Annotated in this window: 12 protein-coding genes; 2 read left to right on the top strand and 10 right to left on the bottom strand. The window is 53.4% G+C overall.

All coding sequences use genetic code 11. From position 1 onward, the window contains the following. Positions 1-230 precede the first annotated feature (230 nt). Positions 231-1,163 (top strand): ABC transporter permease, encoded by a 933-nt coding sequence (locus tag ACFFT4_RS22075; protein WP_378050991.1) that lies wholly within the window; start codon positions 231-233, stop codon positions 1,161-1,163. Between the two features lie 19 nt (positions 1,164-1,182). Next, positions 1,183-2,058 carry a carbohydrate ABC transporter permease gene (locus tag ACFFT4_RS22070; protein WP_378050989.1) on the top strand — a complete coding sequence of 292 codons (876 nt, stop codon included), beginning with the start codon at positions 1,183-1,185 and terminating at the stop codon, positions 2,056-2,058. Between the two features lie 689 nt (positions 2,059-2,747). Here the strand turns inward: ACFFT4_RS22070 and ACFFT4_RS22065 are convergent. The 10 genes from ACFFT4_RS22065 to ACFFT4_RS22020 all read right to left on the bottom strand — a co-directional run bounded on the left by ACFFT4_RS22065 (position 2,748) and on the right by ACFFT4_RS22020 (position 14,254). Further along, entirely contained in the window at positions 2,748-3,527 is a 780-nt protein-coding gene (locus ACFFT4_RS22065) for a phosphotransferase family protein (protein WP_378050988.1), read from the bottom strand. 460 nt (positions 3,528-3,987) lie between these two features. Beyond that, complete coding sequence (locus ACFFT4_RS22060) at positions 3,988-4,548, bottom strand: GNAT family N-acetyltransferase (protein WP_378050986.1); 561 nt, start codon at positions 4,546-4,548, stop codon at positions 3,988-3,990. Beyond that, complete coding sequence (locus ACFFT4_RS22055; protein ID WP_378050984.1) at positions 4,545-5,258, bottom strand: class I SAM-dependent methyltransferase; 714 nt, start codon at positions 5,256-5,258, stop codon at positions 4,545-4,547. Before ACFFT4_RS22055 ends, ACFFT4_RS22060 begins: the two co-directional genes overlap by 4 nt. Then, a complete protein-coding gene (locus ACFFT4_RS22050; protein ID WP_378050983.1) occupies positions 5,255-5,632 on the bottom strand; it encodes a hypothetical protein in 378 nt (125 codons plus the stop codon). Before ACFFT4_RS22050 ends, ACFFT4_RS22055 begins: the two co-directional genes overlap by 4 nt. 245 nt (positions 5,633-5,877) lie before the next feature. Next, positions 5,878-6,798 carry a carbohydrate ABC transporter permease gene (locus tag ACFFT4_RS22045; RefSeq protein ID WP_378050982.1) on the bottom strand — a complete coding sequence of 307 codons (921 nt, stop codon included), beginning with the start codon at positions 6,796-6,798 and terminating at the stop codon, positions 5,878-5,880. Positions 6,799-6,818: 20 nt separating this feature from the next. Then, positions 6,819-7,718: an ABC transporter permease gene (locus ACFFT4_RS22040; protein ID WP_378050981.1), complete on the bottom strand. Its 900-nt coding sequence runs from the start codon at positions 7,716-7,718 to the stop codon at positions 6,819-6,821. A gap of 76 nt (positions 7,719-7,794) precedes the next feature. After that, positions 7,795-9,426, bottom strand: a complete 1,632-nt coding sequence (locus ACFFT4_RS22035; protein WP_378050980.1) for an extracellular solute-binding protein — start codon at positions 9,424-9,426, stop codon at positions 7,795-7,797. 132 nt (positions 9,427-9,558) lie between these two features. Further along, positions 9,559-11,802, bottom strand: coding sequence for an AraC family transcriptional regulator (locus tag ACFFT4_RS22030; RefSeq protein WP_378050979.1), 2,244 nt, complete (start codon positions 11,800-11,802; stop codon positions 9,559-9,561). 82 nt (positions 11,803-11,884) lie between these two features. Continuing rightward, positions 11,885-12,790 (bottom strand): glycoside hydrolase family 130 protein, encoded by a 906-nt coding sequence (locus ACFFT4_RS22025; RefSeq protein ID WP_378050978.1) that lies wholly within the window; start codon positions 12,788-12,790, stop codon positions 11,885-11,887. Between the two features lie 15 nt (positions 12,791-12,805). Next, entirely contained in the window at positions 12,806-14,254 is a 1,449-nt protein-coding gene (locus tag ACFFT4_RS22020) for an MGH1-like glycoside hydrolase domain-containing protein (RefSeq protein ID WP_378050977.1), read from the bottom strand. Positions 14,255-14,405 lie beyond the last annotated feature (151 nt).

Raw genomic sequence — 14,405 nt, 5'->3', positions numbered from 1 at the left:
ATATCGTCGTCACCCGCCTAGAATGCTTGCTTGAATGGCTCGCCCGCCAAGTTCCTCCATTATATAAAAATTCTCTATTCCTGCATCCTCTTTCAATAAAATTGTAGGGATTTCAGAAATTCAAAGTCCGTTACTCGCGGAAAGTGGCGGCTTTGCAGGTAATCGAAGTTTACTTCCCCGGGCCCGCTCCTTAAAGTGTAAACAAACACCCCGACAGGAGATGATTACGTTTGAGAACAGGACGCAGCTTGCTTGCCGTTGTCCGGGAACTGGGCCGCAACCGTTCGGCTTACCTGCTTGCGCTGCCGGCGGCTTTGTACACGTTTATTTTCGGCTATCTGACGCTTCCTTATATGCTGATCGCCTTCCAGAAGTTTAATTACAAGCTGGGGATCTGGCGCTCGCAATGGGTAGGCTGGGAAAACTTCCACTTCTTCTTCGCTTCCGACCGCGCCTGGCAGGTTACCTTCAACACGGTGCGGCTCAACGTTCTATTTATCGTCTTCAGTACGCTGTGCGCGCTGGCGCTCGCGATTCTGTTCAACGAGCTGAAGAGCAGATGGTTTTCGAAAATCACGCAGTCGACGATTCTGTTTCCGAATTTTCTGTCCTGGGTCATCATCGGCTATGTGATCTACAGCTTGTTCGCCACCAACTTCGGATTGGTGAACCGGGCGCTGACCGTGCTCGGCATGGAGCCGGTAAATTGGTATTCTTCTCCGCAATATTGGGTGGCGATTCTGGTGGGGGCGAACATCTGGAAGGATGTCGGGATTTCGCTGGTCATTTATTTGGCGGCCATCACCGGCATCGACGGAACGCTGTACGAGGCTGCGCAAATCGACGGAGCCAACCGCTGGCAGCAAATCCGCCGCATTACGCTCCCGCTGCTTATGCCCACCGTATCGATTCTCTCCCTGCTGGCGCTGGGCAAGGTCATGTACGGCAGCTTCGATATGATCTACGCCATCATTAAAGACAACGGCCTGCTGTACCCGACCGTCGACGTCATCGACACGTATGTGTTCAGAGCCTTGCGCACGATCGGCAACCCGTCCCAGGCGATGGCCGTGGGGGTCTATCAATCCGTAGTCGGCTTCATTCTGGTCTTCGGCGTCAACTGGATCGTCCGCAAGAAAAATCCCGACAATTCCTTATTCTAGACAGGAGGAAAGCATCCGTATGCCAAAAAGATCGTGGTTCGATTATGTCAACGTCATCGTCATTTCGGGCGTTGCCCTCCTGTGCACGCTGCCGCTGCTGCTTGTGCTCGCCGTTTCCTTCACGGATGAAAGCGCCATTAGCGCCAACGGCTACAGCTTCTTCCCGGAGCAGTTCTCCACGGCGGCCTACAGGCTGCTCTTCTCGGGCAATTCGCCGCTGCTGCAGAGCTATACGGTGTCGATTGCCGTCACCGTCATCGGGACGCTGCTGGCCGTGCTGATCACTTCTCTGGCCGGATATACGTTGGCCGCCAAGCATGTCAAATATCGCAACCATCTGGCGATGTATTTCTTTATTACGATGGTATTCAACACCGGGCTTGTGCCGTGGTACATGATGAGCACGGGGCTGGGTTTGAAAAATACGCTGTGGGCGCTCATTATTCCTTCGCTCGTCTTCTCGCCCTTTAACCTGTTTCTGGTGCGCAATTATATGAAGCAAATTCCGGACGGGCTGATCGAGGCGGCCAAAATCGACGGAGCCGGCGACCTCTTCATCGCGTTCCGCATCTTCCTGCCGTTAAGCATGCCGGTCTTGGCGACCATCACGCTGTTTTACGGGATCAGTTACTGGAATAACTGGTTTAATGCCATCATGCTGGTCGACAAAACCGAGCTGTATCCTCTGCAGTATCTGCTGTTCAAGCTCAACTCCGAGATCAGCATGATCCAGCAAATGCAGGCCACGGTATCCGGCATGGGATCGGCGCAGCTGCCCAGCGAATCCGTCAAGATGGCGACGGCCATCATGACCATCGGCCCGATCGTGCTGTTCTACCCTTTCCTGCAGCGCTATTTTATTCGGGGACTGTTGATCGGATCGATCAAGGAATAGGAAGCAGGGGCTAACGTGGCTGAAGTGGCTAAAGTGGCTGAGGTGGCTGAATCATAAGGGCTTCGCTGCTGTGGGAGATAATCGATGATAAGGGGATGGTGAGTTCTGGGGGAGATCTAGAGAGGTTCCGGGATGATTTGGGATTTTGTAGGATTTTATTGTATTTTTTTGGGAGGTTTAAGGGTAAGGTGCTTGGAATCGACAGGGGTGCGAGTGTTAAGCTCGTCCGACGGGCTTATCGGCCCGGAATCGGCACGGGGAGGAGAGTTAAGCCCTCCCGGCGGGCTTATCGGCCCGGATCGGCACGGGGGCGAGTGTTAAGCTCGTCCGATGGGCTTATCGGCCACGAATCGGCGCAGGGACAAGTGTTAAGCTCGCGCGGCGGGCTTATCGGCCTCGAATCGGCACGGGGGCGAGTGTTAAGCCCTCCCGGCGGGCTTATCGGCCCGGAATCGGCACGGGTTCGAGAGTTAAGCTCGTCCGACGGGCTTATCGGCCCGGAATCGGCGCAGGGACAAGTGTTAAGCTCGTCCGACGGGCTTATAAGCCTGGAATCGGCACGGAGGCGAGTGTTAAGCCCTCCCGGCGGGCTTATCGGCCTCGAATCGGCACGCGGACCAGAGTTAAGCTCGTCCGGCGGGCTTTTACCTCTCTTCCCCGGCTCTCATGCCCCGCACAAAGCCAAAAGACTAAAAGAACTCATACAGCCCTTCTTCAAAATAGCCGTATTCTTCATCTGTTATTCTGAATCTGCCGTAAGACTCAAAAAAGATATCCCTGTCTCTTCTACTATCGAAGGCATTCGCATTCGGTCGGGTGGCCAGCGCTGCATCGTATCGCGGATCTCCATAGGCGGCTCCGGACCAGTCAATGATTCCCACGATGTTTCCGTTATTAATTAAGACGTTATCGATCGTGAAGTCTCCATGAATTAACGTATTTTCTATCGGCTCCGGTTTCTTTTTCTTTAAATGAACAAGCAGCTCTCGTGAACCGTCAACTTCAAAATGCGTTAGATTGTACTCGGCTTTCATAAGCATGGCATCCAACCACAAATGTTCGCTCTTGCGCAATTCGGCCGGACACGGGCATTCGTGGATCGTTTTCAAGCAAACTCCAAAGTGGGAGATCGCTTTTTCCTTAATCTTGAGTTCGGGACCTCCGGATAAAAATTCCCGCAGACTGATTCCGTTGATGTAGTCCATTAAAAGCCATCTGGACGTTCCAACGGTGCATAAAGCGTACACCTTGGGTACCGGCAGTCCGGTCTCGGACAGATATTGCAGCGCTTTATACTCTTCGGTCAACCATTCATTATATAAGCCATGCTCGGTTTTCTTGATCACATACCGATGATCTGCAGTTTCCAATACAGCCACCCGTGAAGTATGACCCTGACGGGGAAACGAAATGCCCTTAATCTTTCCAATTCGATCGATGATTTCAACAGGTATCTCTTGAATGTCCATGGTTACTCCTTTGCGCCGTTGTATCCCTTTAGACAGCGTACTTCGTTAGTCACCTGACGAGGAATCGCTCATCGTTTTTAATAGATTCGATAATCTCATTGATCTGTTCGGCTGTGTAAGAATCCGTTTCCTTAACCAACCAGTCCACTTCTTTGGGAAACGTCACATAGTCAACCCCATCATCGCCGGATATGTAGGCACTTCTCTTCAGCGATCGCACAAGTTCCTTAGAGGTTTTCCCGCGAATTCCGTTCTTCCACTCCACATGATCGTATCCAGCTCACCATAAATTAGACCGTATTCCCTTGATAACGCCTGCGCCAGACGAGTCTTCCCGCTTCCTGTTGATCCTATAATGTGAATGCGGTTAGGTATGGACATTGGATATCTCCTTACCCTCGACTTCCTGTTTGTCATTTTTATCGTTGGTTGCTCAGCAGCCTGCTTAATCGATCCGGTCTTACTTTGTTTTGGCGAAAATATGAGTATCTCTCAAACGGCTGCCGTCTGCAGAAAGATCATCGTTTCTTAAGGTGCCTTCCAATGTAAAGCCCAATCTTTCGGGGATTGCTTTGCTCTTGACGTTTAGGGTGTCGCACCGAATTTCAATCCTTCTTGCTTTCAGTTCAGAAAAGGCAAAGCGCGCTATTCCTTCCACCGCTTCTGTCATATAGCCTTTTCCGCTTAAACGCGTGTCTATCCAGTACCCGATTTCGAACTTTGGGATCTGCCAATTCGGATGATGCAGCCCCGACGATCCGATAAACCGGTTGGTTTCCTTATCGAAAATCAGGAGTCTAAGATCATCTCGCTGAATAAACTTGGAATGCGCCTCTCTTATATTGGCTTCCATACTCTGCTCCGTTTGCTCGTGCTGCGCGAATGGCAGCCATTGCTTCAACTCATTTATCGAAGCTGACACGCTCTCATAGACCATCTTGCCGTCGCCGGGAAAAGGCATTCTTATCCGTAATCTGTCGGTCGTAAACTCGTTTGGGAAATCGATCAGAATAGGGTTCATACGATGGCCTCCCTTCTTCGAGCTGCAAACGTGATCCAGTTGCTCTGGAACTCTATTTCTTTGCCATATTTCGTTTCCCTCATCGTTTGAGGCAAAGTTCTCTTATGCAGAATCTCCCAATCGCGATAAAGATCCTCGAGCAGCATAAACGTTTTTTCCGTCTCCAAATTGAGTTCTATTAGCCCCTCGGCCACTTGTTGCGTTTCAATATCCGTTTCCTTGATTTCGGTACTCATTAGAATTGTATTTATCCCGTTGTCTTTTGTGCCTGCAATCATCCGCTTGACTACCGTCTTGAATGCTTCCACGGATGATACATGCTCCAAACAGGAACAAGCCACTATGTAATCAAATTCGCAGGGAGGTATATTGTACCCCTCCGCATCCGCCACTTCCGCAACGATCTGATCCTGAACCTTAAACTTCTCGGCATTTGCGATCAATAAATCGATTGCGGTCGGAATTAAATCCACGCAAGTAATCGTTCCATGATGTTCCTTTATTTTCTGGGCCATTGGAATACTATTTCGCCCTACTCCGCAGCCGAGATCAAGTATTCGGAGATTCGGAGAGTTCAGTCTGTCCAGCATTTCCAATACGATCTTGACCGGCCTAGCTAACCACGTTCCGGGCTCAAAGAGCGTACTTTCCAGGTAAAAAGATTCGTGGTACTTGATCTCTTCTGCACGAGCGCGATTAAACTTATTCATAGATCATCAGGTTTTTCTATCTTCCCGAATTCAATTCTCTGCGGCAGATTCTCTACATCCAGGGTATGATAGATATCCAGAATATTGGGCACGTTAGTTAACGTCAGTCTAATTCCTTCTTGAATTCTTGGATCCAGCTCCTCTATTCCCGCCACCTTGCCAGCTTGAATAAGCTGGATTCCTTTATTTTTCTTTCTGAATTCTTTCAGTTCCTTGTGATCGATTTTTCCGTCTTTACTGGTGGAGATAATATCAAACTCGAATTCAATACTCCCGTTTCCATGCGTTCTCATCGAGAGCAGTTTACCGACAAACCATTCTTGCTCTCGGGTATTCACTTTTACGAACTGTCCCAAATATGGATCAAGATTCAAAATGTTCAGCTCCTTTACGAACAAACCCAGCCTGAGATAGCTCCTATCTTAAGCTGGGTCGTATGTTGTCTGTTCGGCTTCTTCCATGATTATACATCCGACAACCGAAGGGGGAAAGCCCCCAGCGCAACTATGGCGTTAGCCGATGCCCGCGATTGAACCCTCAACCCTGAACAGAAGTCCTTCCATTCCCCATACATGAAAATCCCCCCGACACCGAAGTGCCGGGGGCAGCCCGATCCCCTTTAATCCTTTAACGCTCCGATCATAACGCCTTGTACGAAATATTTTTGCAGGAACGGATAAATGAACAGAATCGGTAAAATGGTCACCATGATCGAGGAATATTTCAATTGCTCGACTTCCGCCGTCCGCACGATCCCCGCAGTCGTTGCGCCTGCAAATTGGTCCGACAGGGCGACGAGTATTTTCTGCAAATAGATCTGCAAAGGATGCAGCGAGGAGGATGACAGGTACAGCACGGCGTTAAAATAACTGTTCCAATGGCCTACCGCGTAGAACAGCGTCAATACCGCAATAATCGGCTTCGACAAGGGCAGAATGACGCGGGCCAATATGGTGAGATCGTTCGCGCCGTCGATCTTGGCCGCCTCGACGAGCTCTTCCGGGATCGACTGGAAGAACGTGCGCGCAATGATGATGTTGAACGCCCATACCGCACCCGGCAGCACCATGGCCCAGCGCGTATTGTATAACCCCAGATCGCTTACCACAATGAAGGTCGGAATCAGTCCGCCGCTGAAAAACATCGTAATCACAATAAACACCATAAGCGGATAGCGCAGCACGAACGTTCGTCTCGACAAGGGATAAGCGGCCAGAATGGTCATCACCACGTTAATCAGAGTTCCGACGCTCGTATACCAGATCGTGTTGGAATAGGCTTTCCAGACGAAAGGATTTTCCAGCACAAGCCGGTAGGCATCGAAGGTGAGCCCCTTGGGCAGCAGCCAGACGCTGCGGTCGATGACGTATTTCGGGTCGCTTAACGACATACTGAACACATACAGGAACGGATACAATGTGACTGCAATGCAAAGCGTTACCGCGATCGATATGAAAATTTGGGTCAGCCGACTGCCGTTTAACGAAGAGGACGATCGTCGACGCGTCGAGACGGCAGGCTGCGAATTTAAGCGATTCATCTTGTTCCTCCCGTCCGCGGTTACCATAGGCTGGCCTGGTTCATTTTGCGAGATGTTTGATTGACGGCGATTAACAAGATGAAATTAACCGCCGAGTTGAACAAGCCGACCGCGGCGCCATAGCTATAATCCGCAGCGAGTATGCCCCGCCGGTACACATAAGTCGAGATCACGTCGGAAACCTCATAGGTTCCCGGGTTGTACATGAGCAATATTTTCTCGAAGCCTACGTTCATCATATTGCCGACGCTCAGAATGAGCAGAATCATGATCGTCGGCCGGATCCCCGGCAAAGTAATATGCCATATCTGCCGCCAGCGATTGGCTCCGTCGCACTTGGCCGCCTCGTAGAGCTGGGTGTTGATGCCGGCAATGGCGGCCAAATAAATGATCGAATTCCAGCCGAACGACTGCCAAATATCCGAGCCGACATACAGCGTTCTAAACCAGGCCGAATCGTCGAAGAACGCAATGCTCGACAGGCCGAGACGGTTAAGCAGCAAATTCACGACTCCGTTCGTAGGAGACAGGAACATGACCATCATGCCGACTACCACGACAATCGAGACGAAATGCGGCAAGTAGCTGACCGTTTGAGCAAATCGCTTGAAATAACCGTTCTTCAGCTCGGACAGCAGCAGCGCGAAAGCGATCGGTACCCAGAAGCCGAATAGGAGTCCGTATACGCTGATAAGCAGCGTGTTGCGAAGCAGGCGCCAGAAGAAGATGGAATTGAAAAATTGCTCGAACCACTTAACCCCTACCCAGTCGCTGCCCCATATGCCCTTGGACACGGTAAAGTTCTTGAAAGCAATCACGATACCGGACATCGGCACGTAATGGAACACGATATAGTAAACGACGACAGGCAAGATCATAAGCAGTAAAAATTTATCCCGCGCCAAATTTTTAATCAACATGGGCATAGCTCCTTTCCGGAGAAGCGACGGGATGGCAGCGGCAGCTGCCTGCCTACCGCCATCCCCTCACCGGGTTTTATTTGCTGTATCGGTCGTACTGCGCTTGCACGACCTTGACTACGTTGTCGATCCCCATGCTTTCCACCTTCTGGACGAACTTGTCGAAGTTGTCGATCGGTTCTTTGCCGAAAATGAATTTGACGACCATTTCATCCACATAGGTATTGATATCCGGCATAATCTGGTTAATCACTTCGCTTTCCTCTTCCAGAGGAATCGGACTCGGGAACGGCTGCAGCAGGTCGTCGGCCAGGAACATGAACTGCTCGACCTTCGTACCGGCATATTTCTGCTTGAATACGTCCAGCGAATCTTTCACAAGGATGCTCGGAGCCGCTCCCAGGCTTCTGAGCGCGCTCATGGAATCCAGCTTTTCGGGATTGTTCGCGACCCAATCCGTATATTCCGGACCGTTCGCCCCCATCGTGAACGACTGGCCTTCAACGCCATAATCCTTGTACAGATTGCCTTCGTCGCTGATCCAGGCGTAATTGATCCATTGCATGGCGATTTCGGGATGTTTGCTCTTCGTCGGAATGCCGTAATGACTCCACAGCGGAGGCCGCATCATATAGTTGCCCGACTGCCCGCTCGCGCTTTGCGGCGCTTGGAGGGCGACGGTATTGGCGTCCGCCACGCCGGCGGATTTCAGAATGCTGTCCTGCTGCAGCAAGTAATCGAGCACCGTCGGGCTTGCGCCGACGACATTCGTGCTGACCAGCGCGTTAAAGTTCGATTCGTCCCGGTTCATCTCCTTGTCCAGCAGCCCCTTGGCGTAGAGGTCGTGCGTAAACGCGAGCAGCTCTTTGAATTTCGGGGACAAGAACTGATATTCCACCTTGCCGCTTTCGTCGGCCCAGAAAGGTTGAACCGGCGACTGCATGCCGAACGCGCTGCCGAAATACGTGTAGCCGCCAGGCCGGAGAACGAGCGGGATTTCATCCTGCTTGCCGTTATTGTTCGGGTCCTTGTCCTTAAACGCGGTCAGCACTTCGACCCATTGGTCGGGCGTGCTCGGCGCGCTTAAGCCCAGCTTGTCGAGCCAGTCCTGACGAATAAAGAACGGACTCGGAACCTGCTGCAGCGGCAGGTCGGCGATGGAATAAATTTTCCCGTCCGGAGCCGTAAGCAGCTTCTTGATATCCGGACGCGCTTCGAAGAACTGCTTGATGTCGGGCGCATATTGCTCGATCAGATCGTCGAGAGGCCGGATGACGTCTTGCTGCGCCAGACGGTACACGCCGGCGTTCGTCCAGGTCGGCGTCAGTTCCATAATGTCGGGCAGATCGCTGCCGGCCGCGATTTGCGTTTGCATTTTGGCATCGTACTGGTCCGCCGGCACGACCTGAAAATCAATTTTCACGCCGGTTTTCTTCTCTATTTCCTGCCACACCGGCAAATTCATCGTATAGCTTGCCGCCGGGTACCAGCTGTCGAACCCTCCCAACGTCAAGGTAACGCTTCCATCTCGAACGATCGGCAGCGAATAGCCCTGCTTCGTTCCGGCCGACGATGAACCGCTTGCCGCCTCGCCGCCTGGCTGGCCGCTCGACCCTGCGTTCTCCCCCGCTCCGTTCCCGCAGCCGGCGATCGCGATTAGCGCGACTAGACTGACAGCCGTAATGAATGCCCCCGTGCGATGTTTCATTTGACTTCATCTCCTTTGTTTAAGTACGCTGGCTGCCTGGCAGCCGCGCGTAAAAGCGCGTCATGTCGCTTTCAGGGCCATCATAGAGGATATCAGGTTGTTCAGACTAGCCGCTGTTTTTTGCAGCGGCAATCAATTTTTGATCTTGGGCGGGACGAAATTTTCGATCGGTGCGCTTGGGCGGCCGGTGTCAACAATTCTGTCCCGGTACAGACTTGGCGCGATGCCCGCATATTTCTTGAACAGTCTTCTGAAGGTGACCTCGCTGTCATATCCGACGATTCTGCAGATCGATTTGATGTCCTGTTTGTCGTCGGCCAGCAAAGCCTTCGCCAGCTCGTATCTTCTGTAGCTGACGTAATCGAGGAAGTTGCTGCCGATATGCTCTTTGAAATAACGGCTCAAATAAGAAGCCGATACCTGAAAGCGGTCGGCGACCCTCGTCAGCGACAATGACGGATCGGTGAGGCTGTCCTCGATGAACGCAAGGATGCGGTCCCTCTGCTCGCATCCTTTGCGCAGCAGGAGCGCCTCGTAATAATCGGATATTTGCTCGCAGAGCTCCCGAATATAGCTTTGGGATTCGCTTAGAGTCCGGAAATTCGTAACGGTCTGCAGCATGATCGGCACCGAGTCCGCAAGTCCCGCCTCCTGTGCCATACGATGCACCGTCCATTCCATATGAAGCAGCAGATTCCGGAATGCGGCGGGAGGAATGGCGTCCCGATCCATATTCCGGCTGAAGATTTCGTTCAATAAATCGGCGGCGCGGGCCCGGTCGCCCGCTCGGATCAGGTTCGAGAGGCGCTCCTCCGTCTCCCGAGGATAATAATAGGAGGCGGTCTCCGCGCCGAGCAGCTCGTACAGCAGCACATGCTGCTCCCGCTGCACGAACCGCATCCCCATCGTTTCCTTGGCCTGGGTATAGGAACGGGCCAGCGACGTCCAGCTATCGCCGCATCCGCCGGCGAAGAAGACCCGTTTGCCCGCGCGGTTTCCGTACACCTCCGGCGTGAGCAGCGCGAGATAAGCCACGAATGCTTCGGCCGAGAAATAGTTGCATAGCAGCACCGTGTTTCCGTCGTGGTCTACTTCATAAACGGTTATCCCAGCGTGCCGCCCCGCCTGAACGACACGCCGCCTCTCCGACGGAATAAGCGGCGATCCGTCCACAATGCAAACGGAGAACAGGGGACACGGGAATGCCAAACTCAGCATAGTAAGCGCTTTCTCGAATTCCGGGTTGGCCGCGAATCCCTCCTCCAGCATTCGTTTCAGATACGCGTCCCTGACAATGGGCTGCTGCTGGCGCAATTTTTCGGCAACCGCTTCCTCTTGCGCGAACAGATCGTGAAGGCTGCTCTGGAGCCAGTCGTACTCGTTCATCTTCGGCTTGCTCCCCGGCGCGCTGCTTAATCGATTCTGAATGAGCCCGATCAAGCGGTTTAACGGTTTGTAGCCTCTGTCGGTCAGACGCAGAGACACTGCCCACCCGATGAATCCTGACAAAACCGCCAGTCCCAACACCAATAGCCGCAGCTGCGTGATGGCCGCGCTGACGGACCGATGCGGCACGATGGCGGTATATTGCCATCCGTTCTGGGTCGAAACATATTCGTAGCGGTAAGAGGGCTGCTTCTCCCGCGAAGGTTCGTTGTTTTCGGTGTATTCGTTCATGAGCGGAACGCCTTGACTGTCGGCAACCAGAACGCTGCTATGCTCGCGCATCAACAGCGGGTTCAGCGCTTCCTGTATGGACTGCTTGCTGATAAAGCAGATCAGCAGGACCGGAGATCGGAGTCCGTAGATCGGCACGGTTTGAACGTACAGATACCCCGGGCGTTCGATGCCGTAGGTGTAAAGCCGAGCGGGCACGAACGTCTCGTTCGGATGTCCGCGGACCATCGTATCCAGATCCAGATCGTCGGTGTGGAGCATATGCCGTTTGAAATAAGCGATGTTCGTTTCACCCAACGAAGAGACCACCAGATCCTTCCCCTCGAAGTAAAGCGCGATATCGCCAATGATACGGTTAATGGCTTTATAGTTGATGAATTGTTGGGAATATTCCCTTAGCATGATCGGATCGACGCGCGTGTAATCGATAGTGGTTCCCTGCATGTGAGCGATTCGGGCCACCCAATCGGTGCTGGCCAGTTGCCTGTTGAACTGGTTCAGCTCTTCCAATTTACCGTCGATATCGTTGGCCACGTTGGACAGGAGACTGTTATACGTACGGTCCGCATCCGTGCGAATGCGGTCGTCCATAATCGAATAGAGCACGGTGCAGAAGACGAGCAGCGGGATGGTAAACAGCAGCATGTAAGACAGAAACATTTGCTTGCGGATCGATATTGCGCCGGCCGGAACAGCCATAGGATGCGCCTCCTCCTTTGCAAGGATAGTAAAGGGCGAAAGACAGGGCATTCGTCACCGAATCCCTGTCCAGCTTGCCGCCTTATTCAAAACCGAGGTCATAGCCTTGCTTAACCGCAAGCCCGATCTGCTCTACGGCAGCTCTTCTCCCGTTGTACCAGAGCAGCCATCGGTCGGAGCTTTCGTCGTAGAGGGCAAACGGCTTGTAATCGGCATCCTCGTCCCACATTCCCCGATCCGGCGAAAGGATCGGGTTGCCGGGATGACGCGTCCAATCGCCAATGCCGTCGCTGGACCAGGCCAGGCCGATCTGGGCGAAATGCTCGTCGTGAAACCCGACGTAAAACATCGCAAACCCGTCCTGGTAGGGCACAACCTGACAAGCCGTCGTTTTATGCTGCTCCCAGGGGTTGCCCGGATCGTTCGCGAATATCGGGTTATCCGGCCGCTTGTCCCAATGAATGCCGTCGGCGCTCGTGGCATACCCGATGGCATTCGGCTCGTACTGTTCCCCGCCGGAGTACCACATGCGGTAAAGGCGCAAGCTTTCATCCCACATGACATGCGGACACATCACGGCAACCTTCTCCCACGCAAGCTCAGGCGCCAATACGGGCCGGTCGCCGGATCTCGTCCAACGGACGCCGTCCTCGCTGGTCGCATATCCGATGCAGGAGCCCTCCGGGTCCTTGAACTGTCCGGTGTACCACATATGATAACCGTCGTCGCGCTTGACCACGACCGGTCGGTTCAGGTCGTCCTCCCAGCCGGTGTCGCCGTTTGGCTCAAGCACGATCACTGGCTCGCTCCAATGTACGCCGTCCTCGCTCTCGGTTAAGGCGATGCTTTTCTTCGGTCGCCAAGAAAACCACATCCTGATCTTGTCTCCGTCCTTCAACACGGCCAGATCGAAGCAAGTGCCATAGTCGCCGCCAATTAACGGATTGCGCGGGTGTTTCGTCCAGTCGGCAGTCGGTTTGATCGTCATTTTCTCGTCCTCCTCCTATTCAATACGCAAACTCGCGGATAATTTGCCGAGCCTCTCGGACCTTGCTTTACATCTGCCATCGACGAACAGCTGAAACCCCCGGCCTTCGCCGTACTTCTCGCCCGTCCGGTCGAAGCTGACGGTAATCAGATGCCCGCGATAAGGGACGTTCTCCAGTCGAAAATAATCCCACAAGTTGTCGGGCAGCAGCGGATCGACCACGCATACCGGCGCCGCTTGCGGGATAATCCCGCATAAGCCGCTAATGATCAAGTCGCAGAACGTGGAATGGTTGTAGTCGGCTCCGCGGTCTTTGTTCGGGTCGTTCCGTTCGTACAAGCGCTTGCGGGCAAGCCATTCTCCCGTGAACGGGTCCAGGTTCTCGTCGATCCAGAAGACGTCCCGGCCGTCGGCTTCCGTATGTCGGTGGGACCGGGCGTACTGCTGGAGCAGCAGCCAATAATCGTCCTTGGTGACGATTGTCTGCTTGTACTCCCGCAGCAAGTTGGCCATCGCGGTCAGCGTCTGCGACGTGGCGAAGGGCCAGACCGGACCGTTCCACAAGCATTCGTGCTTAAAGTCCATCATGAATTGGGGATGACGCCGCTCCGCTGTCGTCAGTCCATAGGGAGCGCGGAAAAAGGCCGGATCCATCAATTTCTCCCATGCCTTCTCATATCCGTCGCTTGGCAGATGAAAATACCAGGGAAGATACCCCTGCAGCTCGCACGCATTCACGAGTTCTCCCTCTGTAAGAAGCCCCCCGTCGAGCCTGTTCACCCACTCGCTCGGAAGTCTCTGCGTGTAGGCCAGGCCTTCAGCGTTGACCCGCGTCTTGAAGAACCGTTCCCGCTCGTCCCACAGGGTCGACAGAACCAGCCGCTTCAAGCGCAGCGCCTTGGCGCGAAACGCAGCGGCAATTTCCCGATTTCCGAGCGCTTCCGCCATATCGGCGATCGCTTGGGCGTCTCCGTACATGTAGCTGTTAATCGTCGGCCGCAGCCCCGACCCGCCAAGCGAATACTCCATGCCGTCCCGGTCGTCGAATTGCCAGAACAGGCCCGAAGGGTCCAGCCTGTCCGCTTCCCATTCCCCGTAATTGCGCACGAGCTCGGGCAGCAGATCCGCGATCAGCTTCAAGTCTCCATGAACCTTGTAGAACGCATAGATCGAATCGGCCGCCCAAAAGCTGTATTTCCGCGGTTCTCCCTCTCCCCCGAACCAGAATCTCGCGTAATCGTTCAAGTACGCGCTATCCCGAATCCATCTTCCTTCGTAAAAATGATGACCGGCCGGACAAGCGATCGTATTGCCGCTTCCTGCCCAGCTCACGGGCGGGAGAAACTCGGTGATAACGAAACCGGCCGCCGTCCGTTTAATATGTTTGCTGAAAGTTCGCCATCGGTTGTAATACGCGGCCAGCAGCATATCGTCCGGGCAATCCAGCAAGGGGACCCGGTCCATATACGCTGCTTGCTCCTCCGACAACGATAGCATGAAATGAGTTGACAGTCCGCTCCCTCCCCTTTGTTCAAGATACTTCTATTGTAGAGGTTGAAACCGGATCCCGTCAGAATCATAATGAACCTAGTTGGACACAAAATTGACTTCGAGC

The organism is Cohnella cellulosilytica, assembly GCF_042431195.1.
Classification (GTDB): Bacteria; Bacillota; Bacilli; order Paenibacillales; family Paenibacillaceae; genus Cohnella; species Cohnella cellulosilytica.
This window is presented reverse-complemented; position numbering and strand designations above follow the sequence as displayed.

Excerpts from the sequence above, each read along its gene's own strand:
- ACFFT4_RS22070 (WP_378050989.1), top strand. The coding sequence starts at position 1,183 with ATGCCAAAAAGATCGTGGTTCGATTATGTCAACGTCATCGTCATTTCG.
- ACFFT4_RS22065 (WP_378050988.1), bottom strand. The coding sequence starts at position 3,527 with ATGGACATTCAAGAGATACCTGTTGAAATCATCGATCGAATTGGAAAG.
- ACFFT4_RS22060 (WP_378050986.1), bottom strand. The coding sequence starts at position 4,548 with ATGAACCCTATTCTGATCGATTTCCCAAACGAGTTTACGACCGACAGA.
- ACFFT4_RS22055 (WP_378050984.1), bottom strand. The coding sequence starts at position 5,258 with ATGAATAAGTTTAATCGCGCTCGTGCAGAAGAGATCAAGTACCACGAA.
- ACFFT4_RS22045 (WP_378050982.1), bottom strand. The coding sequence starts at position 6,798 with ATGAATCGCTTAAATTCGCAGCCTGCCGTCTCGACGCGTCGACGATCG.
- ACFFT4_RS22040 (WP_378050981.1), bottom strand. The coding sequence starts at position 7,718 with ATGTTGATTAAAAATTTGGCGCGGGATAAATTTTTACTGCTTATGATC.
- ACFFT4_RS22035 (WP_378050980.1), bottom strand. The coding sequence starts at position 9,426 with ATGAAACATCGCACGGGGGCATTCATTACGGCTGTCAGTCTAGTCGCG.
- ACFFT4_RS22030 (WP_378050979.1), bottom strand. The coding sequence starts at position 11,802 with ATGGCTGTTCCGGCCGGCGCAATATCGATCCGCAAGCAAATGTTTCTG.
- ACFFT4_RS22025 (WP_378050978.1), bottom strand. The coding sequence starts at position 12,790 with ATGACGATCAAACCGACTGCCGACTGGACGAAACACCCGCGCAATCCG.
- ACFFT4_RS22020 (WP_378050977.1), bottom strand. The coding sequence starts at position 14,254 with ATGGACCGGGTCCCCTTGCTGGATTGCCCGGACGATATGCTGCTGGCC.